Here is a 21,093-nt window from a genome sequence, read left to right as displayed (position 1 = left end):
TCTTTTATGTGCAATTTATTTCCAATTCATAAGTTTAATAAAACTTTAATTTGCAAGGTGCTTTGCTTAGCTTCAGCTACTTGTATTAGTTTTTCTGCATGGGCTTTTTCGCTTGATGATGTAGTTGAAAAAGCTGAAAAACTATCTAAAAAGGCTTATGTTCAACCATCTAAAAATATTCCTAATGAATTAGCATCTTTACAATTTGCTGATTACCAAAAAATTCTATTTAATCATAAAAAAGCTTACTGGGGTGATCAAAAAAGCCGTTTCAAACTTGAGTTTTATCACGAAGGAATGTACTTTGATGTTCCAATAAAGATTAATGAAATTGTTAATAACCAAATAACTCCAATACAATATGATCCTAGCTATTTTGATTTAAGCCAGATTAATCTTGATAAACTAGATACTAAAAATTTGGGTTTTGCTGGTTTTAAAGTCCATTACCCAATTAATAATCCAACAAAAACCGACGATGAAATATTTTCAGCTCTTGGTGGCAGTTATTTTCGTGCGGTAGGTAAAGATCAACGCTATGGTCTTTCGGCAAGAGGGCTTGCCATTAACACTGGAGAAATGTCTGGTGAAGAATTTCCACGTTTTAAAGAGTACTGGATTGAAAGACCAGAACCAAATCAAAAACATTTAGTTATCTATGCATTACTCGACTCACCAAGCGTAACTGGTGCTTATAAAATTACATTGATTCCAAGTATTGATACTACTGTTACAGTTCAAGCTAAGGTCTTTTTCCGCGATTCTGTAAAAAAACTTGGCATTGCCCCACTAACCAGTATGTTTTTATTTGGGCCTAATCAACCATCACCATTGTTAAATTATCGACCTGCAATGCATGATTCTAATGGACTATCAATATTAGCAAATAATAACGAATGGATCTGGCGTCCATTAAATAACCCTAAACGTCTATCGTTTTCATCGTATAGCTTAGAAAACCCAAAAGCTTTTGGCTTAATTCAGCGTGATAAAGGTTTTGATGATTATCAAGATCTCGATGATCACTATGAAAAACGACCAAGCGTTTGGACTGAAATTTTAGGCGATTGGCAAAAAGGACGAGTCGAATTAGTTGAAATCCCAACAGCAGACGAAACTAACGATAATATTGTCACTTTTTGGGTGCCAGAAAAACAATATAAAGCTGGCGACGTGCTTGATATAAAATATCGATTACATTATTCATTACATGAATTACAGCGTTATCCTAATAATATCGCAAAAGCTATTAGTACCCGATTATCACTCGGCGATATAAAACAAGCTAATTTAATTCGTAAACTTGATGGCTCTAATGCGTACGTGATTGACTTCGCTGGTCCTTCATTATCAGAAAATGACCCAGTCAAAGTAATTTCAAGTATTACTAACGGCTCTATTGTAAGCTGTAATTCACAGTACAATCCAATAATAAAAGGATGGCGTGTAATTGTTAGATTCAACGTCCAAGATAGTAAAAAGGCAACGGATATTCGTGTACAACTCGCTTCACAAGCAACCAATGAAGTGATTTCTGAAACTTGGAGCGGGCAATACCCAGCACAATAGTAATGTAATAGTCATTATTATTATAAGATAAAAATATGAAAAAAGATTACTTTACAAATCTACCTGATGCTGAAGCTTGGCGTCAAAAATATGAAAATAATACAACACCACCTGATGATGTTGAGTTCTTAAAATATCGCTTAAATCAGATTGGCGATACTAGTTCTTTTATTGATGACCGAAAACAACAACCAAGTTATCCTGAAGTTGAACGCGTTTCAATTCAACCTCAAATCTGGAACCAGCGCTATATTGCCAAGTCAAAACATAACTTTAATATTTTAGCTATAATTCGACGCTTTATTATGTTTGCGTTGATTGTAGTACAAACATATTATGGAACCACTTATCTATCTTCTTTATTACCATACCAGAGTTGGCAAAAAATCAATTTTATGACTAATTGGGATATCAATCCTGAATTAGCCATCTACAGCATAATACCTTATATCATACAAGGGGCGATTATTATCCTGTTTGCTATTTTGTTTTGTTGGATCTCTATTGGATTTTGGACCAGCATTATGGGACTAATTTTAGCCGTCATGGGTAAAGACCGTTACACTATTCCTATTCCCAAGGATCCAGCATCACATATCGACACAAAACATCGAACCGCTCTTGTTATGCCAATTTGTAATGAAGATGTTGCTCGAGTATTTGCTGGGTTACAAGCAACTTATCAATCTTTAGCAGAAACAGGCCACGCAGCTTGTTGTGATTTTTATATATTAAGTGATACTAACGATCCCGATCTATATGTGAACGAACTTAAAGCTTGGGCTGAATTTAATGCAGCAAAACAAAACAATGGTTGCAACGTTTTTTATCGCCATCGCAAACGCCGAGTAAAACGTAAAAGTGGTAATATTGATGATTTTTGCCGTCGTTGGGGGCACCAATATGAATACATGATGATCCTTGATGCCGATAGTATCATGACAGGTGATTGTATTTTAAAAATGATCGCCATGATGGAAATGACACCTAAAGCAGGTATTTTACAATCACCACCAAAATCAGTCAGAATGACGACACTTTACGGACGTATTCAACAATTTGCCAATCAGATTTATAGTGATATATTTTGCTCTGGCACACACTTTTGGCAACTAAGCGAAGCACAATATTGGGGTCACAATGCAATGATTCGCTTAAAACCTTTTATTGAGCATTGCATATTATCGCCATTGCAAAAACGTAAGGGTCCAATTCATATTTTATCGCATGATCTAGTTGAGGCGACTCTGATGCGTCGTGCTGGTTATGGCGTCTGGATCGCTTATAATATGAATGGAAGTTATGAAGAGCTTCCTGGTAATATGATTGAAGATTTAAAACGTGATAATCGCTGGTGTATGGGTAACTTAATTAATTTAAGGCTAATCTTCAAAAGCGGTATTAAATTGACCCATCGTTTAATGTTTGCAACTAGTGGCATGGCTTATATTTCTTCATTATTGTGGCTAGTATTTTTAATATTTTCGACACTATTATTATTGGTGTTTAATATTTCTGAGCCTCAATATTTCTTCCAACCTAACCAATTTTATCCGACTTGGCCAAGGTGGGATGAACAATTAGCCATTCAACTATTATCAACCACAATGGTTTTACTGTTTGCACCTAAATTCTTCAGCTACGGTATTATTATAGCCAGAACTGGGGCAAAAGATGTTGGCGGTATATTTAAATTAACTTTATCAATACTGATTGAAATGATTTGGTCAATGATTTTAGCGCCAATACGCATGATCTTTCATAGTAAATTTGTACTTAAAGCATGGATGGGCAGTAAAATTCAATGGAAGTCACCATCCCGAAGTGACGACGCTCTAACATGGGGGGAGTCATTTTATTTTTGTTGGCCACTGTCATTATTAGGTATTATCTGGTTAGGAGTAATTATCTGGTTAAATCCACAATTTACTTATTGGTATATAGCCATATTAATACCTTTAACCATTTCACCTTTAGTAATTAGAGTATCTGGGCTTTCAAGTATCGGCATGAAGGCAAAAAAAGCAGGACTATTTTTAACCCCTGAAGAAACGCATCCTACAAGAGCTGTTACTCTTACAGGCGAATATTTAATTAAAACTGAAACTGAATTTGTTGAGCATGGCTTTGTTATGGCGTTGGTCGATCCTATATATAATGCGCTAACTTGCGCTTTATCGACTTCAAGACATAGAGTTAATAATAAAAACCAACAAAAACGCAATGAGCTTATTGAACAATATCAACACATAGACTTAGAAAAAATGAGTAAAGAAAAGCAGTTAGCGATTTTAGAAGACCCAATTATTCTTTCCGCATTACATCGTCATATTTGGCAACAACAAGAAAAATACGACAATTTGTTCTCAATATGGCAAAATGAACGCCAACAATAAGAAATAGGGCTTTTGCCCTATTTCACTTCTTTTTAGTAACTAATCAAAATCCATGGATATTTTTATGACTTGGCAACCTTCTGCACCTATAAATAATTTACTTAAGCGCGCGAAAATTGTTTCTCAAATTCGTCAATTTTTTGCTGATCGCTGTATTTTAGAGGTCGAAACACCTACCTTAAGCCAATATGCAGTAACAGACGTACATTTAAGCTCTTTTCACACTAAGTTTTTAAAGCCTGGTGAAATCGATGATCAACAAGGGCGAAACATGTCATTAATTACCAGCCCTGAATATCATATGAAACGCTTACTAGCTGCTGGTAGTGGTCCAATTTATCAAATGTGTAAATGTTTTCGTAATCATGAAGAAGTCAGCCGTTATCATAACCCTGAATTTACCATGTTAGAATGGTATCGCATCCAATTTGATATGATGCAAATGATTAATGAAGTCGATGATCTATTACAAACTATTTTAGATTGTGAACCTGCTGAACGCATCTCTTATCAAAAAGCATTTCAACGACATCTTAATATTGACCCTTTGGAAGCCGATCACGCAACCTTAGCTAATGCAGCAAATCAGCTTGATATCGGACTTAATACAGATAATTATGATAAAGATGGATTGTTACAATGCTTATTCACTTTCGGCGTTGAACCACATATTGGTCAAGACAAACCTATTGCTGTATTTAACTTTCCATCATCACAAGCTGCATTAGCCGCTATTAGCCCAGAAGATCATCGTGTAGCTAGCCGTTTTGAGTTCTATTACAAAGGTGTTGAACTTGCTAATGGCTTTAAAGAATTGACTAATGCACAAGAACAACGAATGCGTTTTGAACAAAATAATTTAGATCGTACTAATCAAAACTTACCAGCTCAGAATATTGACATTGAATTACTGGCCGCTATGGAAGCTGGGCTACCAGACTGTGCAGGAGTTGCTATCGGATTAGACCGTTTAATTATGCTTGCTCTAAACTGTAATAGCTTGAATGATGTAATGTCATTTACTTTTGAAAGGGCTTAATTATGTTCAATGCTTTAGGATTCACAGAATGGATTGCCATTATTATTGGGATTGTTGCCTTAATGTTATTTGTGTTTGCTATAAAATCTCAATTAACAATTAATAATTTACAGCAACTATTCGATCTACAACTAATTCAAAAAAAGGAAGAAAACCAAACTTTAATAATTCAAGTAAAACAACTCGAACACGAATTAGAGCAGTATCGACAACAAAATCTAGCGCAGAATGTTAAAATTAGCGAACTTAAAACACGCTTAGAAGAAACATTAAGTGCAACACAAGAACGTCAAACTATACTAGAACAAAGTGAACAACGACTTACCACTCAATTTGAAAACCTAGCTAATCGCATTTTTGAACAGAGTGGTAAAAAGATTGAACAACAAAATAAACAGAGCCTTGATTTTTTACTTTCACCACTTAAAGAACAGTTAGAAGGCTTCAAAAAGCAAGTTCAAGATAGTTTTGGGCAAGAGGCAAAAGAACGCCACACACTGACGCATGAAATCCGTAACTTGCAACTACTTAATGAACAAATGAGTAAAGAAGCAACCAATCTAACTAATGCGTTAAAAGGCAATAACAAAACCCAAGGGAATTGGGGAGAATTTATTCTAAGTCAAATTCTGGACAATTCAGGATTACGTTCAGGTTATGAGTACGAAACACAAGTTAATCTAACCAACGAAAACAATCAACGATTACAACCTGATGTCATTGTTCACTTACCGCAAGGAGGTGATGTAGTTATTGATTCAAAAGTGACCTTGGTTGCCTACGAACGCCATTTTAATAGTGATGACGAAAACGTTAAAGCAAAAGCAATGGCCGAACATTTAACGGCTGTGCGTAACCATTTAAAACAACTTAGTCAAAAAGATTATCATAAACTTATTGGAATTAATTCATTAGATTATATTTTGATGTTTATTCCTGTCGAGCCAGCATTTTTAAGTGCAATAGATAATGACCCAACATTAATTAACGATGCTCTGAAAAGTAATATTATGATAGTAAGCCCCACTACTTTATTAGTTGCATTACGGACTATCCATAATTTATGGCGGTTTGAATATCAAAATCGTAATGCTGAACTTATTGCCGATAGAGCAAGCAAATTATATGACAAAATGCGTGGCTTTGTTGAAGATATGGAAAATCTGGGCAATTGTTTAGACAAAGCTCAACAAACCTATCAAAATTCCATGAACAAATTATGTAAAGGTCGTGGCAATGTAATTGGACAAATTGAACGATTTCGTGAAATGGGTATCGAAGTTAAAAAACCGATTAATCCAGATATTACCTTATTATCAATCGATGAATTGAATAACGAAAATGAGAGTAAATAAACAAAACCTAGATTCACGATTAGGGGAAATAAGTGTATACTCATCGCACGCAAAGAGGAATTGAATATGGCAAAAAAGCAAGACAAAGAAGTAAGTTTCGAAGAGACACTTAAACAGCTCGAAACCATTGTAGCTCAATTAGAAAACGGCGATCTACCATTAGATGAAGCGCTAAATGAGTTTGAAAAAGGGATTAAATTAGCAAAAGCAGGACAAAAGCAGTTACAACAAGCTGAGCAGCGCATTCAGATTTTATTATCTGAAAATAGTGACGCCGAACTGTCAGAATTTTCAAATGATGATAATGAATAGTTTAAAGCCATTACAAGAACGAATTGATTCGTTTTTAACCACCTATATTTCACAAATTGAATCATCTCAACTTCAACAAGCAATGAGTTATAGTTTGTTGGCTGGTGGAAAACGAATTCGACCTATTTTAGTCTATTTAACCGGACAAATGTTTAATTGCCCCCTTTCTAAGTTAGATGAAGCCGCTGCTGCGATTGAAGCAATTCATACTTATTCATTAATTCATGATGACTTACCTGCAATGGATAATGATGACTTACGCCGAGGAAAACCAACCTGCCATATCCAATTTGGTGAAGCTCAAGCAATACTTGCCGGTGACGCCTTACAAAGTTTAGCCTTTTCAATGCTAGCAAAAAGTAAATTAATCGATGCTGAAACTAAAATTAATATGATAACTGAACTTGCCCATGCCAGTGGCGTTAATGGCATGTGCCTTGGTCAATCACTTGATTTACAGGCCACACATCAATCAATTAGTCTTGAACATTTGCAAAAAATACATTGTTATAAAACAGGAGCATTGATCAAAACGGCAATCCGTTTGGGTGCTTTTGCATGCGGTGAAATAGCTAAACCTTATCAGCTAATGCTCGATCGCTATGCTGAGGCAATTGGGCTAGCATTTCAAATTCAAGACGATATTTTAGATATCATTGGCGAGCAATCTATTATGGGTAAACCACAAGGTTCAGACCTTACTCATGAAAAAAGTACATACCCTGCATTAATTGGGCTAGATAGCGCAGTAAAACTAACCCAGCAACTCTATCAGCAAGCTATCGATAGTCTAAAACAAATACCTTATAATAATCAGCCATTACAGGAACTTGCTGGTTATATTATTAATCGCAATAGTTAATAACTAGCTAAAATACAGCATTACATAATGAATTTAGATAATTACCCTTTGTTAAAACAAATAAACTCGCCTGAGGATCTAAGATGTTTTCCTCAGTCACAGTTATCGTCTATTTGTCACGAGCTTAGACAATATTTACTCGCATGCGTAAGTCAATCAAGTGGTCATTTAGCATCGGGACTAGGTGTTGTTGAATTAACAACAGCCTTGCATTATGTTTATCACACACCTTTTGATAAAATTATTTGGGATGTTGGTCATCAGGCTTACCCTCACAAAATTTTGACGGGTCGACGAGACCAAATGCTCACTATTCGTCAAAAAGGGGGACTTCATCCATTTCCTCATCGTAATGAGAGTGAATATGATGTGCTAACCACAGGTCATTCTTCAACTTCAATTAGTGCAGCACTTGGTATTGCAATTAGCGAACAAAAAAAACAATCAGGTAAAAAAGTAGCTGCCATTATTGGTGATGGAGCATTAACTGCTGGTATGGCATTTGAAGCAATGAATCACGCTGGTCATGTTAAGCCAGATATGCTAGTGATTGTCAACGATAATGATATGTCAATTTCTGCAAATACTGGAGCACTTAACCAACATCTAACTCAAATCTTATCAAGTAAAGCCTATACATCTTTTAGGGAAAATAGCAAACGGATATTAGCTAATATTCCACCATTAAAAGAACTTGTTAAAAAAACTGAAGAACACTTAAAAGGATTAGTCACACCAGCTATCTTATTTGAAGAACTTGGATTTAATTATATAGGTCCTGTTGATGGACATGATATTAATGGATTGGTCGCAACTTTACAAAAAGTTCGCCAATTAAAGGGTCCACAACTGCTTCATGTAATAACACAAAAAGGCAAAGGCTACGCACCAGCTGAAAAAGATCCGACTTTATGGCATGGCGTACCAAAATTTAATCCAAATGATGGTATATTACCTACTACTCAAAAAGTTGCGCCAACATATTCGCAAGTATTCGGCGATTGGTTATGCGAAATGGCGCAAAATGATAAACGTTTAATGGCAATAACCCCTGCAATGGGAGAAGGTTCAGGTATGACAAAATTTGCAAATAGTTATCCTGACCAATTTTTTGATGTTGCAATAGCCGAACAACATGCGGTAACCCTTGCTGCTGGGTTTGCAATTAGTGAATTAAAACCTGTTGTAGCTATTTACTCAACTTTTTTGCAACGCGCTTATGATCAAGTGATTCATGATATTGCTATTCAAAACTTACCCGTATTGTTTGCTATCGATCGTGCAGGAATTGTCGGCGCCGACGGTGAAACTCACCAAGGTGCATTTGACTTAAGTTATCTACGCTGCATACCCAATATGGTCATTATGACACCGAGTGACGAAAACGAATGTCGACAAATGCTCTACACAGGCTATTTACATAATGGTCCTGCAGCAGTACGTTACCCCCGTGGTGAAGGCACTGGAACGCCATTAATCCCATTAACAGCAATTCCTTTGGGACAATCTAAATTGTGCCGGCAAGGTGAAAATATTGCTTTACTAAATTTTGGCTCTTTAATTACCGAAGCTTTACAAGCTGCAGAACAAATCAATGCTACAGTTATCGATATGCGTTTTGTTAAACCATTAGATGAAAAAGTCCTTTTGCACATTAGCCAAACTCATAATATACTTGTCACCATCGAAGAAAACAGTATCAAAGGCGGAGCAGGTAGCGCCGTCTGTGAATATTTATTATCGAAAAAAATAAAATGTGATATTTTAAATATTGGACTCCCTGACAAGTTTATTTCTCAAGGCTCTCAAAGCGAAATAAGGCAAGAAATAGGACTAGATAAAAAACACATTATCGATAAAATTAATCGTTTTATGAATCAATAGGTTAAATATGGAAACTCAAGCTGTCACTATTCAAATTTTTGGACGAACATTAAAATTTAATTGTCCTGTTGATGAAGTCGACGCACTTAACAATGCCGCAAAAGATTTAGATGCGCGCTTAACAAATTTACGAGAAAAGTCTCCACATGTTGGCAGTGATCAACTTATTATGACTGCTGCTCTAAACATTTCTTACGAACTCTCAAAAGAAAAAGAAAAAAGCAATGAATTTGGCGATCGGTTAAAAATGTTACAACAATTACTCGATTCAGCCCTAAATCCTAATAATTAACTACTTGAATTGTAAATTTAATACAAATAATATTGTATGATCCGTCAAATTTTGTATTATAGCACACGACTCTGAGATGATCGCCATATGGGTTAGTCCCCTGAGCCGATATTCTAAACTTAAGAACGGAGTGACTTTTAATTGGTGTGTATGCCTTACTTGTAAGGAAACCTAAAAATTAAAACACAATGTTCACCTTGAACCTTGGGTTCAAGGGTTACGACCCTAACGACATCTTGGAGCGCTCTTTTACTTTTAAACAACAGTGAAAACTGATGAATATAAGGCAAATCATTCGTCAAAAACGGCGACAATTATCTTCCAGTGAACGAGACATTGCACAACACGCTATATATCAAAAAATTGCCTGTCACCAAGCGATTAACAAAGCAAAAAATATTGCCATATTTTTATCATTTGATGGCGAAGTCGAAACCCAACCTATAATTAACTATTTATGGCAACAAAATAAATCTGTCTATTTACCTATTATTCACCCTTTTTCCTCTAAACATTTACTCTTCTTAAAATATACTAGCCAAACTCAACTTATAAAAAATAAATTTGGTATATTAGAACCAAAGTTAAATGTATTAAATGTACTTCCTTACCATCAACTCGACATTGTTTTTACGCCACTAGTTGCTTTCGATCAACGAGGTTATCGTATGGGAATGGGGGGTGGATTTTACGACCGATTACTAGCAAATTATCAAACTCAACAAATTTTACCAATTGGACTTGCTTTTGCTTGCCAAAAAGTCCAACATATTGATAACAAACCTTGGGATGTTCGATTGCCCGAAATTATCTATGCTTAAGTTGTTTTATTTTTTATTGAAACTATAAATTACAATCATTCTTATTATAAAGAATAAATTGTAACAGTTTTACCTTCATATCTAGAAATTCAGCCTAGATATAAAAATTAGTTTATTAGGAAAACGAAGATTCAAAATAAGAAGACTTGCCATAATTAGACACCTAAAATAAATAAAATACCGTTGTTTAAGCAAATTTAATGGCTCATGGTTTAAACTGGAAACCATATTTTTATTTATATAAGGCATCTTTTTGTCACTAAAAGTTTGATTAAACAATAAGCCGATCATAATTATGAGAGTAGGACATAGAGATTACCCGTATAAAAATATCTAAAATATATGATTAAAAGTAATACCCCATATGCTGGCTTATTACTTTAACTCCATAACAAAATTAATAATTTTATTGATTCAAGCTGTTGTTTTCTTTTGGTAATAAAGTGAAAATTTTTGGATTTTTACCTAATAATTGCTTCGCTAAATGATTGGTATCCTCCAATGTGATAGCTTCAATGATATTTGGTTGTGTCTTTAACTCATCAAAACGATCTCCATCAGCGGCTATTTGTGCCATAGCTGTTAACCAATAAGTAGAACTTGTCACCTTTTCTTGATGATCGAGTAACCATGATTTTTTCGCCTGCTCTAGTTCATCTAAGGTAATACCATCATGTGCTACTGATTGAATCACTTTATCAGCCAGTAAAGTTAAAGCGTTAACCTTATCTGGTGCCGTGGTGAAATTTAACCTAGCCAAATAATAAGAAGTCGGATATTTAATCAATTGTTGAGAAAAAATAATCGTATAAACACCAGACGCTTGTTCCCTTACATAATGACGTAGCCTTAAATTAACAATATAATCAAGTAATTCAAGTTTCAGTTGATCACTCAACTGCCATGATTTTTGCTCAGAATAAAGTATGCTGACCATCGACTTATCACTGCTAGCCATTGGATAGGCTTTTTGCATTGAATGATGAATTGGTGTGATACCATTATCTATCCATGTCGTTTTCCTATCAACAACAGGTAAACCTGCAAACCAACGTTCCACTAATGGCTTAATGTCATCAATATTAAAACGTCCAGAAATAATAATATTAGCTGATAGCGGTAAGTTAAACGTTTGTGAATAGTATTGTTTAAGTTGATCAACAGTAAAATTGATCCAAGGTCCTTTTGGCGAAACGAGTAATCGCTCGCCATGGTTAAAAGCATTTTTATTGATTAAATCTAAAAATTGTCTTTCAACAGGTTGTTTTTCGTAAGCCAAGCCCAATTTTTGTTTGGTCTTAGCTAATCTTTCTGGGTCAAAATTAGCCGCTGTTAATTTCAAATAGAATAATTTAAATAATGATGCTAATTGATCATTGGGGGCTTTTCCACGTAAACCATGATAAAGTAATTCTGCATAAGGGTAAACGCTAACTTGATGTTGCCGTTCAAATTGGTTTAATTTTGCTGCACTATAAGATCCATATCCACTTGCTTCAGCCAATCTTTGAGACCAACGCATAATACCTAATTGTTGATAGGTATCTAGGGATAATCCTCCTGGAATTTGTAATAATATTTCAACATCACTTGATAAAGTATTATCAGGACGAGCAATAACACGAAGTCCATTGCTTAATTGCCACTCATATGCTTTTATTTCGCTGATGTTACGGGTTGTTTTAATCTTTCCTTGCTCTAACGGTACTATATCAAGCTTAACGTCCACCTTTTTAAAAGAAAAGTCACCAAGCTGAGTTTGCCTAATAGATTGCCATAATTGTTTGATTTGAGATATATTAATAGCTTCTTCATCACTATCAGGTCCAATAATAGCAATCCGTAAATCAACACTATTTAACCTTTCAGCCACCATTGTTTGCAATTGTTCTGTATTAACCTTTTTTAAAATCTTTTCTGTTTGTGTTAATTGTTGCTGTTTATTTTGTATGGGCAAACTATTGGTGATGTTGTTAACTAATTGATTAGCTAAATAATCATTTTGATAATTACTTTCATTTTCTAATTGTTGTTTTAATTTTGTCAAGATTTGCGTTTTTATCTGCTGCAATTCAATTTCAGATACACGATTGGTTGACATCCGCTGTAATTCAGTAAAAAGATGCTTTATTGCATCTAAATACTGTTGATCTTTTGGCTGTGCAAAAATAAGATATTGCATACGTTTATCATCAAATAAGATCCCTTGTTGATTAACTTGAGAATTAGGCAATATCTGATTTTCTACCAATAACGATAACCGTTGATTAAGTAGTGTTAACCAGACTAGATCAAAAACGTCTTCTTTTATGCCTTGTGGTGTATTTAAGGTTGTTGGCAAATTACGTTGTAATGCTAATTGTATTATCCTTTGCCCTTGTTCACGATCAAGAATAATCTTAACTAATGGCTCACTCTGCGATGCAAAAGCCCTTAATTGAGGAACATCAACAGGTGCATTACCTCGAGGACGTTGGCCAAAAAACTTAGCAATCCATTGTTTTGCGACTTTAGTATCAAAGTTTCCTACAACAACTAGGCTCATTCTTTGAGGTTGATACCAATTGGAATAAAAGGTTTTCGCCTCTTCTACAGGCGCATTTTTTATAATATCTAACGAACCAATCGGTGCTCGATCAGCATATAAGCTACCATGATAACGTAATTCATCTAAGATAGTATTAATACGATAAGCCACACCTTGTCGTAAACGCCATTCTTCGATAATAACATCGCGTTCACTTTCATAATCTTTCGATTCAAAAGAAATATGATAAGCCCAATCAGATAATACCATTAATCCCTTTTCTACCTGTTGATCTGTACTAGTTGGTAACGACAAACGGTATACAGTAGAATTAAAGCTGGTCGCCGCATTTATATGGCTACCTAAATGAATACCATGCTCTTCTAGCGACTTAAAACTTGATTTATCTGGGAAATTTTTTGTTCCTTTAAATGCCATATGTTCAACAAAATGTGCTAAACCTAGTTGCTTTTCATTTTCTTGCAAGGAACCACTATGCACAATTAACCTTAATTCTAATCCTGCTTTTGGGCGTGGTTGTAGATAAACGGTTAAACCATTCTCTAATTGGTAAGTTTCTATTGCAGGATCAGTGTCAATTGGCGTTATTGCCCAACATAAATGAGGAAAATTTAGCAATAAAATAAATAAAGTACAATATAAATAATTTTTTAACATAGTATTTAAACCTTAGATACAAACATATTAACAGCATTACTGCGCAGTTTAGTTGATTGTTGATTTGACGGAGTAACAGTAGTATCTAAATTGATCATGTATTTAACATAATTTTGTATCGGCTGATGAGAAACAAAGATCACAGCACTTTCAGACAGTTTTTCTTGTAATAACGAAATAAGTTGATAAACGCTTGGTAAATCCAATGCGGAAGTTACTTCATCTAATAATATCAGATCGGGTTTATTAAGTAATAATCGAGCAAACATTAAGCGTTGCTGTTCCCCACCCGATAGACGGTTGCTCCAATCATCTTCCGTTTCTAATTCACTATTTAATTTATCTAAACCCACCAATGACAACGTTTCAATTAGTGCATCTCGAGCAAAACTTTGCCGACACGCTGGATAAGTCAATAAATTATCTAATCTATCATAGCTAAGCCAAATTTTTTGTGGGATCCACAGATAATTATCTGTGCGTTGAATAACACCTTGATAGTTTGCCCCAAAACCACTAATGGCTTTTAATAGTGTCGATTTGCCTATACCAGAAAGCCCTTGAAGTAATAGAGTATCTCCCTTAGCTAACTCAATATTAGTTGATAATAATACCTGCTGATTATCCGCACTTCGTAATACTACTTGTGCATCGAGTAACTTATCCTTATTGGTAGATGGGATAACAGTGTTTTCAGGTAGCTCATCTAAAAGTCGAATAAAATGATAAAGCCGAGTTACCGTTGCTTGCCAAATAGCAATATCTCGGTATGCATAAATAAACCAACTTAATGCCGATGAAACTTGCATAAAGGCTTGCCTAATCTGCATTAAACCACCTAAATTAATTAAGCCAGCAATAAATGCCGGTAAGGCAAAAAAAATGGGCGCTAAAGAAGAAACTTGTTGATAACCTACACTAAAAAATGAGAGATTTCTTTCATTACTCATCAAATTTTGCCAATTATGAATAATAGCAGTAAATTTGTTTTGTAATCTAGCTGTTTCTTGTTTTTCACCATGTTGACCAGCAATTGCTTCGCTAGATTGATGACAATAAATCAAGGCTGCACGATAATCAGCTTCACTTCTTTGTTTTTCCACATTAATCTTATGTAATGGTTTGCCTATAGCATGCGTACAAATAACTCCTAATAATGTATAAATAAGACAGACAAAAACCATATAACCTGGAATATAAATATCTATCGATAGCAAAGTAAAGGAAATAGTACCAGATAGCGTCCAAAGAATGGCAGTGAAAGAGATTAACGTCATACATGAACGCAAAAATGAAAGCAATAAATCCAATGATTGTTTGATTAGTAAATAAACATCTTCCGCAATACGTTGATCGGGATTATCTAATTTATCTTGCCTACATTTAAGGTGATAATGGTGAGAATGTTTAGATAACCATTGCTTAGTTACCTTTTCTGTCATATGGTGACGCCAAATTATTAACAATTTCTTTTGTAAATAATCAGCGTACACAACAACCAAAATCATAATAACAATAAGAACAATAAAATCGCCTAATAAACGATAAAGAATTTGCCCATTTAAAGTCTGTAAAGCATTATAAAAATCACCATTCCATTGATTTAATTTAACATTAAACCATACAGTAGATAAGCTTAATACGACAACAGAAAGTAATAATAACCAAGCCACCTTTGATGCTGATGAACACCAAAATGGCTTTACTAAATATAAAAATTGTTTAATTTTTTGCATATTTATGAGGCACTAAAATTTATATTATTTTGACAAAAGTATAACGTTTTATGTAAATTAGAAGTCATAACCAACTTGAATCCAAAACTGACGACCTGGAGCATAAGCATTGACAACTCTATCATTACCAACCTTATCAGCACCATAAACATAACGATCGATAACATTTTTTTTATTTAAAATATTATTAACTTCTACCGAAAAATTAGCTCCTTTAGCAAAACTTGGTGTCCAACCGAGTTTAGTATCCCACCGAAAAGTACTGGCAAAGCGTTCTTTTTCGTATTTTGCCATTTTATTACCCGTATTAGGATCTATGTAATATTGGTTACTATAGCGAACAGCTTGATGCCGTGAACTTTGCCATTGTAGTAAATTATAAAGAGTTAAATCATATTCAGGGATCTTACTTGTGAGCTCAACATTGACTTTAACAGGGATATTAAAATCTGTTGCGGGTAAATCCGATGCATTAATTATTTTGCCGTTATACCAAACTTTATCATGGCGAACGTTATTTGCTGGATCATAATGCGCATATCCTAATTCTTTAGGTGAATTACTTTTGCTTTGCTGCCATGAAATAGATGCTGATGCTGTATGTTCAGCATGATAAAACTCAATAGGTAGCCTATTTTTTACCGTTAGTGAAACAGTATCATGCTTACTACGCCCAGAATTATCAAAGGTTCGAACATTTGATCTACCATTATTATATTTAGGGCGACTGCGAACTTCATCATAGCTTTTACGATGCACATATTGTAATTGCCATAAACTATTATCTACGATTTGCTCAATGCCTAAGCTAATTTCGTCATTGTAAGGCGTAGAAAGTGAATCTAACCCCTCAAAATCGCTTGAACTTATCCAATCTTCATCAACTTGTCCAGGAGTACAAAAATAATAACAGTTCTTTAATCCTGCATTTTGTGCACCATATAAAGCATAAGCCATCATAGTACGGCCATAATAACGGTTAAACCCCGTAGTTAAGACCGTATTACCGTTACCAAAAGCATCAAAACTAGTCACTAATCTTGGGGCCAGATTGGCATCTTTAATAAAACTATCATAATCAATTCGTATCCCTGGACGAACAGTTAAGCGACCATATTGCATTGTATCATCAGCAAATAGTGTGTAATTATCATAGCTTGCTTGATAACGACCTGCTTGGAAAACTGAAGCATGATCAGCAAAAGAGAGCCAAGGAAGAGAATCCCATGTACCAGTATAGGTATAACGATAAAAATCTTCATTGCGAATATAGCGAGCTTTGGTTTTTGTCAATTCAAACCCCATAGAGGGCTCATGCGTTACATTCAACCAATTAATAGGCATAAACTCAAGCTTTGATTTAAATCCCCAATTATTTTGTTTAGTGGTTAAATTACCGACGCCTCCCGAATGATATTGCACGGGATTTCGCCAGTCAGAATAATCAACTAACGTAACAAAATAATTTTGATCATTGGTTCTTTTATCTTCTAGCATTTGATAACTAGTCGTCACATCTAATTTGGCAAAATCAAACTCATGCATTAGTTGCAACGCCATGCTTAACCCATTGTGCTTAGTATCATAGCCAGAATTAGCTACAGTTGCAGCAAAGGAATAATTATCATACTTAGAATAATTGGCCGAAATATTGACGATTGTTTGATCAGTAGCATACCAAGTAAATTTAGATGAAAAATTATCTGAAACACGTGTTTGGTTTTTCATGCCACCGTTTTTTCGAATTTCAATCAAATCATCTCCTTCTAATAATAATGAAGGTCCTTGATAAGTGACTGAAGAAATATCCGATTCTCTTCTAGATGCAGCAAACATCAAACCAAGATTGTCGGTAATCCCCGTTTCAAACCAACCACCAAAATTTTGTTTACTATATTTAGGTTGAAATCGACTCGGATGACTTGCATCATTTGCTGAACTATCAAAATTAATTGCTGGATCAACATGTGTCTTATTCCATGAAGAGTGAGTTCTACGATAAAAAATACTACCATTAGTCTCATGATTCCAATGACGACTAATCACATCCACAACACCGCCTGTAAACCCGCCATATTCAACAGGAATATTATTGTCATATAATTTAATTTCATTGATTAGACGACTATCAATGTAAAGACCTTGTTCATCACTATCGACACGGGTATTGGTTACCCCTAATCCAGGATCAACCGGATCGACATCATTATTAAAACTAACGCCGTCTAACTGATAATTGTTCTGATAACTAGTATTGCCATGAATTGAGATATCGGCGGGTTTAATCTCTCCTTGAGTCATACCATTATAACTACTATTAGACATTTGTACTGCTGGTGACGTCTTTAATAGATCGGTGATGTTACCATCACCTGTATTCATTTGCGTTATTTGAGCAGAATCAACCGATTGTGGCTTCGATATTTTAGGAATAGGTGATGTCACAACAATAACATCATCTTGATTATTGACTTCATCATCACTATTTTCGACGATAGTTTGACTGATTTGATTTTGCTTGGCGAAAACTGCAGGATTATAACTAACTAACAACAAAGGTAAAGCCGATATTACTACTTTTTTCATGTAAAAAATCCATCCACAAATATAATAACGATGCATTCATCATTAAATTTTCACTTTATAATAATAATGATAATCATTCTTAATAACATTTCATCATAAAATTTATATTTGTCAATCGAAAAGAATAAATTTGCTATCAAATAGAGCACTCCTATATACACATAGGGGCCTTACCATCGTAACAAAATAGTAGCTAATCAGTAGTTTGCGCCCCCCTTGTATTAATGTTTAGATGTAACCAAAAATCATTTCTGTTAAACGCACTATGTTTTTATACTGAAAAGGTATAGATTCCTGAATATTTTTAACAAGAGTTGATCTATTTAGAACCAATAACCAATAAAATAGGTGATAACCCTCATATAAATGAAAAATTCACTCAACCTGCTAGCCAAGCAACGAATAAGAAAGCCGAAAGATTAATATGCACTTGAATGATGATATGGCATCAACCGGCAAATATTTAGCGATTCAAAAAATAGAAAACAGAAGTTTCAGCGATTTTGGATAAAATACCTTATAGTTTTCTAGAGGATTATTTTAAGCATATAATGTAAACAGTTCGACGTTTATAATAGATTATGTTAGTTGAACAGGTATGAAGTAATTATTAAAGGTTTTATTCAAACAACTTAATGTTTTACAAACAAATATTTGTAATATCTTCAAATAAAAAATATTCTACTTGAAAAGTAAAATATATTTTTTTAAAGTAGGTAAGATCAATTTAAAAATGATCTTTTTTATCACGCTCTACAAGTCCCAAACAAGGTCTCTAGGACACAATATTCAAAAAACGATTGAGTATTTATCCCTCAAGGCTTTTTAATATCATATAAAGGAGTGTTGCAATGTCAGAAAAAAAAGAACTAACCACCAATAACGGTGCCCCAATAGCCGATAATCAAAACTCTCGAACTGCTGGCCCTCGTGGTCCAGTATTGCTTGATGATTATCAACTCATTGAAAAACTAGCCCATTTTAACCGTGAAAATATTCCTGAAAGACGTGTACACGCCAAAGGCTCTGGCGCACACGGTACCTTTACGGTAACAAATGATATCACTCGATATACTCACGCTAGTATATTTGCTAAGATAGGTAAACAAACCCCTCTTTTTGCAAGATTTTCAACAGTTGGTGGAGAACGTGGCTCATCAGACACCGCCCGTGACCCTCGTGGATTTTCGGTAAAATTTTACACTGATGAAGGCAACTGGGATATAGTAGGTAATAATACACCTGTATTTTTTATACGTGATGCATTAAAGTTTCCTGACTTTATTCACACCCAAAAACGTGATCCCAAAACCAACTTAAAAGATCCACAAATGATGTGGGATTTTTGGTCTTTATCACCAGAATCACTTCATCAAGTTACTATTTTATTTTCTGATCGCGGAATCCCTGATGGTTACCGCCATATGCACGGCTATGGTAGCCATACTTATAGCTTAATCAATAAAGATGGCGTTCGCACTTGGGTTAAATGGCATTTCAGAACTGAGCAAGGAATAAAAAACATTCATCCTAAAAAAGCAGCAGAAATGGATGGAACTAATCCAGATTCAGCACAAGAAGATTTGTTCAAAGCCATTGAGCGAGGAGATTATCCAAAATGGCGACTTTACATACAAGTAATGACAGAAGAACAAGCTAACAACCATCCTGAAAACCCATTTGATGTTACTAAAGTTTGGTCACAAAAACAGTTCCCATTAATCGAAGTCGGCGTAATGGAACTGAATCGTAATCCAGAAAACTATTTTGCTGAAGTTGAACAAGCAGCATTTGAACCAAGTAATGTAGTGCCAGGAACGGGTTTATCACCCGATAAAATGCTTCAAGGTCGAATTTTTGCTTATGCCGATGCGCACCGCTATCGTATTGGTACTAATTATCAACAATTGCCGATCAATGCTCCAAAATGCCCTGTTCATAATTATCAACGCGATGGCGCAATGCGCTTTTATAGTCCAGATAATGCGCCTAACTATGAGCCTAATAGCGTCGATAGCGCACCAAAACAACAACCACAATATGCCGAACCGCCAATGCATGTACCAGCTGGCACAATGGACAGGCACGATCATCGTGTTGATGACGACTATTACTCACAACCACGCGCACTATTTAATTTAATGCAGCCTGATCAAAAACAACTGCTTATTGATAATATCGTTGGCTCAATGAAAAACGTGAATCGAGACATTCAAATCAGACAGCTCAAACACTTCTATAAAGTGCATCCTGACTATGGAACTGGAATTGCCAAAGGATTAGGGATTGATATTGATCTAATAAAAAGTTAGTACTTAAAAATAAAAATGCCTACAATTTTAGTCGGCATTTTTAATTATTGACTGTAACTAAATACACAAATATAAATTGATCACGGTACAAAATTTATAAAAACACTTCATTAATTTAGCAAAGTCACATATTATTAGCATAGATTACAGTAAAATCATATAACTTATTGAAGTTAAAAGGATTATCCGATGAAAATCATTAAGCTAATTATTATTGTTTAATTGTGTTGGAGGATTGTTAAGTTATCAATGGTGTTATCAGTTTATAAGAAAACACAGTACACCAGAATCTCATTTTTTAATATTGTATTGCTTGTGTTATTTCTGTTTTATTCTTATTTCAGTCTTTATGCTAGATAAAATAAAACGACCGTCAGGTTTAATCTTTTGTGGGATAGTTATTGGTGTTTTAATAAACTTTATCTCATGGATTGTCCGCCCATTCATTATGGGAGATCACAATACATTAGTTCTAGATATTGACGCAATTATTGCATATCTGTGTATATCATCAGCCGTTACCCTTAATTTTATAATATACCCAGCTATTTTATTGTGCTGTCACTACTCAATTTTTTGGATTGAAAAAATATATAAGAAATTCATTTTCAAGCAATAATAGATGTTTCCCCATAGATAAAATATTAGGCAGTACGCACGAGTATAAATAAAAATAAGATCGCAACTTGTTAAAAAGCATTTAACGATCTAAAAAACAATATTT

At 34.6% G+C, this 21,093-nt stretch carries 13 protein-coding genes and 1 other RNA gene; 11 read left to right on the top strand and 3 right to left on the bottom strand.

The window, feature by feature from the left end; translation table 11 throughout:
• Positions 1 to 6: 6 nt before the first annotated feature.
• The 10 genes from A9G44_RS10780 to A9G44_RS10735 all read left to right on the top strand — a co-directional run bounded on the left by A9G44_RS10780 (position 7) and on the right by A9G44_RS10735 (position 10,530).
• Positions 7 to 1,569: a glucan biosynthesis protein G gene (locus A9G44_RS10780; protein WP_080702306.1), complete on the top strand. Its 1,563-nt coding sequence runs from the start codon at positions 7 to 9 to the stop codon at positions 1,567 to 1,569.
• 35 nt (positions 1,570 to 1,604) lie between these two features.
• Positions 1,605 to 3,965 (top strand): glucans biosynthesis glucosyltransferase MdoH, encoded by a 2,361-nt coding sequence (mdoH, locus tag A9G44_RS10775; RefSeq protein WP_065610965.1) that lies wholly within the window; start codon positions 1,605 to 1,607, stop codon positions 3,963 to 3,965.
• A 64-nt stretch (positions 3,966 to 4,029) separates the two neighbouring features.
• A complete protein-coding gene (gene epmA / locus A9G44_RS10770; RefSeq protein WP_218837591.1) occupies positions 4,030 to 5,004 on the top strand; it encodes an elongation factor P--(R)-beta-lysine ligase in 975 nt (324 codons plus the stop codon).
• 2 nt (positions 5,005 to 5,006) lie between these two features.
• Entirely contained in the window at positions 5,007 to 6,359 is a 1,353-nt protein-coding gene (rmuC, locus tag A9G44_RS10765) for a DNA recombination protein RmuC (protein ID WP_065610961.1), read from the top strand.
• 66 nt (positions 6,360 to 6,425) lie between these two features.
• Entirely contained in the window at positions 6,426 to 6,671 is a 246-nt protein-coding gene (gene xseB, locus A9G44_RS10760; RefSeq protein ID WP_034910657.1) for an exodeoxyribonuclease VII small subunit, read from the top strand.
• On the top strand, positions 6,655 to 7,533 hold the full coding sequence (ispA, locus tag A9G44_RS10755) for a (2E,6E)-farnesyl diphosphate synthase (RefSeq protein WP_081298322.1): 879 nt from the start codon (positions 6,655 to 6,657) through the stop codon (positions 7,531 to 7,533). The genes xseB and ispA overlap by 17 nt, the downstream gene beginning before the upstream one ends.
• 27 nt (positions 7,534 to 7,560) lie before the next feature.
• Positions 7,561 to 9,417, top strand: a complete 1,857-nt coding sequence (gene dxs, locus A9G44_RS10750) for a 1-deoxy-D-xylulose-5-phosphate synthase (protein ID WP_065610957.1) — start codon at positions 7,561 to 7,563, stop codon at positions 9,415 to 9,417.
• 7 nt (positions 9,418 to 9,424) lie between these two features.
• The gene (gene zapA / locus A9G44_RS10745; protein WP_034910649.1) at positions 9,425 to 9,709 is read left to right on the top strand and encodes a cell division protein ZapA; all 285 of its coding nucleotides are present in this window, start codon (positions 9,425 to 9,427) and stop codon (positions 9,707 to 9,709) included.
• A 65-nt stretch (positions 9,710 to 9,774) separates the two neighbouring features.
• Positions 9,775 to 9,955, top strand: a non-coding RNA gene (ssrS, locus tag A9G44_RS10740) — 6S RNA.
• Positions 9,956 to 9,984: 29 nt separating this feature from the next.
• Positions 9,985 to 10,530, top strand: coding sequence for a 5-formyltetrahydrofolate cyclo-ligase (locus tag A9G44_RS10735; protein ID WP_065610955.1), 546 nt, complete (start codon positions 9,985 to 9,987; stop codon positions 10,528 to 10,530).
• Positions 10,531 to 10,936: 406 nt separating this feature from the next.
• Here A9G44_RS10735 and A9G44_RS10730 read toward each other — a convergent pair whose 3' ends face one another.
• From A9G44_RS10730 to A9G44_RS10720, 3 genes are read right to left on the bottom strand one after another with little or no spacing between them, the layout of a single operon-like run.
• A complete protein-coding gene (locus tag A9G44_RS10730; RefSeq protein ID WP_065610953.1) occupies positions 10,937 to 13,735 on the bottom strand; it encodes a M16 family metallopeptidase in 2,799 nt (932 codons plus the stop codon).
• Positions 13,736 to 13,740: 5 nt separating this feature from the next.
• Positions 13,741 to 15,471: an ABC transporter ATP-binding protein/permease gene (locus A9G44_RS10725; RefSeq protein WP_065574695.1), complete on the bottom strand. Its 1,731-nt coding sequence runs from the start codon at positions 15,469 to 15,471 to the stop codon at positions 13,741 to 13,743.
• A 57-nt stretch (positions 15,472 to 15,528) separates the two neighbouring features.
• Complete coding sequence (locus tag A9G44_RS10720) at positions 15,529 to 18,057, bottom strand: TonB-dependent receptor plug domain-containing protein (RefSeq protein WP_162162642.1); 2,529 nt, start codon at positions 18,055 to 18,057, stop codon at positions 15,529 to 15,531.
• Positions 18,058 to 18,908: 851 nt separating this feature from the next.
• On the opposite strand from A9G44_RS10720, the gene A9G44_RS10715 reads away from it, so the two are divergent.
• The gene (locus A9G44_RS10715) at positions 18,909 to 20,369 is read left to right on the top strand and encodes a catalase (RefSeq protein ID WP_065610951.1); all 1,461 of its coding nucleotides are present in this window, start codon (positions 18,909 to 18,911) and stop codon (positions 20,367 to 20,369) included.
• The last annotated feature ends 724 nt before the right edge of the window (positions 20,370 to 21,093 follow it).

The organism is Gilliamella sp. Occ4-3, from assembly GCF_001690675.1.
In the GTDB taxonomy this organism is placed as follows: Bacteria; Pseudomonadota; Gammaproteobacteria; order Enterobacterales; family Orbaceae; genus Gilliamella; species Gilliamella bombi.
Note: the sequence above shows the minus strand (reverse complement) of the source record. Positions and strands in the feature narration are given on the sequence as shown.

Coding starts and splice junctions, on each gene's coding strand:
- A9G44_RS10780 (WP_080702306.1), top strand. CDS start 7: ATGTGCAATTTATTTCCAATTCATAAGTTTAATAAAACTTTAATTTGC.
- mdoH (WP_065610965.1), top strand. CDS start 1,605: ATGAAAAAAGATTACTTTACAAATCTACCTGATGCTGAAGCTTGGCGT.
- epmA (WP_218837591.1), top strand. CDS start 4,030: ATGACTTGGCAACCTTCTGCACCTATAAATAATTTACTTAAGCGCGCG.
- rmuC (WP_065610961.1), top strand. CDS start 5,007: ATGTTCAATGCTTTAGGATTCACAGAATGGATTGCCATTATTATTGGG.
- xseB (WP_034910657.1), top strand. CDS start 6,426: ATGGCAAAAAAGCAAGACAAAGAAGTAAGTTTCGAAGAGACACTTAAA.
- ispA (WP_081298322.1), top strand. CDS start 6,655: ATGATGATAATGAATAGTTTAAAGCCATTACAAGAACGAATTGATTCG.
- dxs (WP_065610957.1), top strand. CDS start 7,561: ATGAATTTAGATAATTACCCTTTGTTAAAACAAATAAACTCGCCTGAG.
- zapA (WP_034910649.1), top strand. CDS start 9,425: ATGGAAACTCAAGCTGTCACTATTCAAATTTTTGGACGAACATTAAAA.
- A9G44_RS10735 (WP_065610955.1), top strand. CDS start 9,985: ATGAATATAAGGCAAATCATTCGTCAAAAACGGCGACAATTATCTTCC.
- A9G44_RS10730 (WP_065610953.1), bottom strand. CDS start 13,735: ATGTTAAAAAATTATTTATATTGTACTTTATTTATTTTATTGCTAAAT.
- A9G44_RS10725 (WP_065574695.1), bottom strand. CDS start 15,471: ATGCAAAAAATTAAACAATTTTTATATTTAGTAAAGCCATTTTGGTGT.
- A9G44_RS10720 (WP_162162642.1), bottom strand. CDS start 18,057: ATGAAAAAAGTAGTAATATCGGCTTTACCTTTGTTGTTAGTTAGTTAT.
- A9G44_RS10715 (WP_065610951.1), top strand. CDS start 18,909: ATGTCAGAAAAAAAAGAACTAACCACCAATAACGGTGCCCCAATAGCC.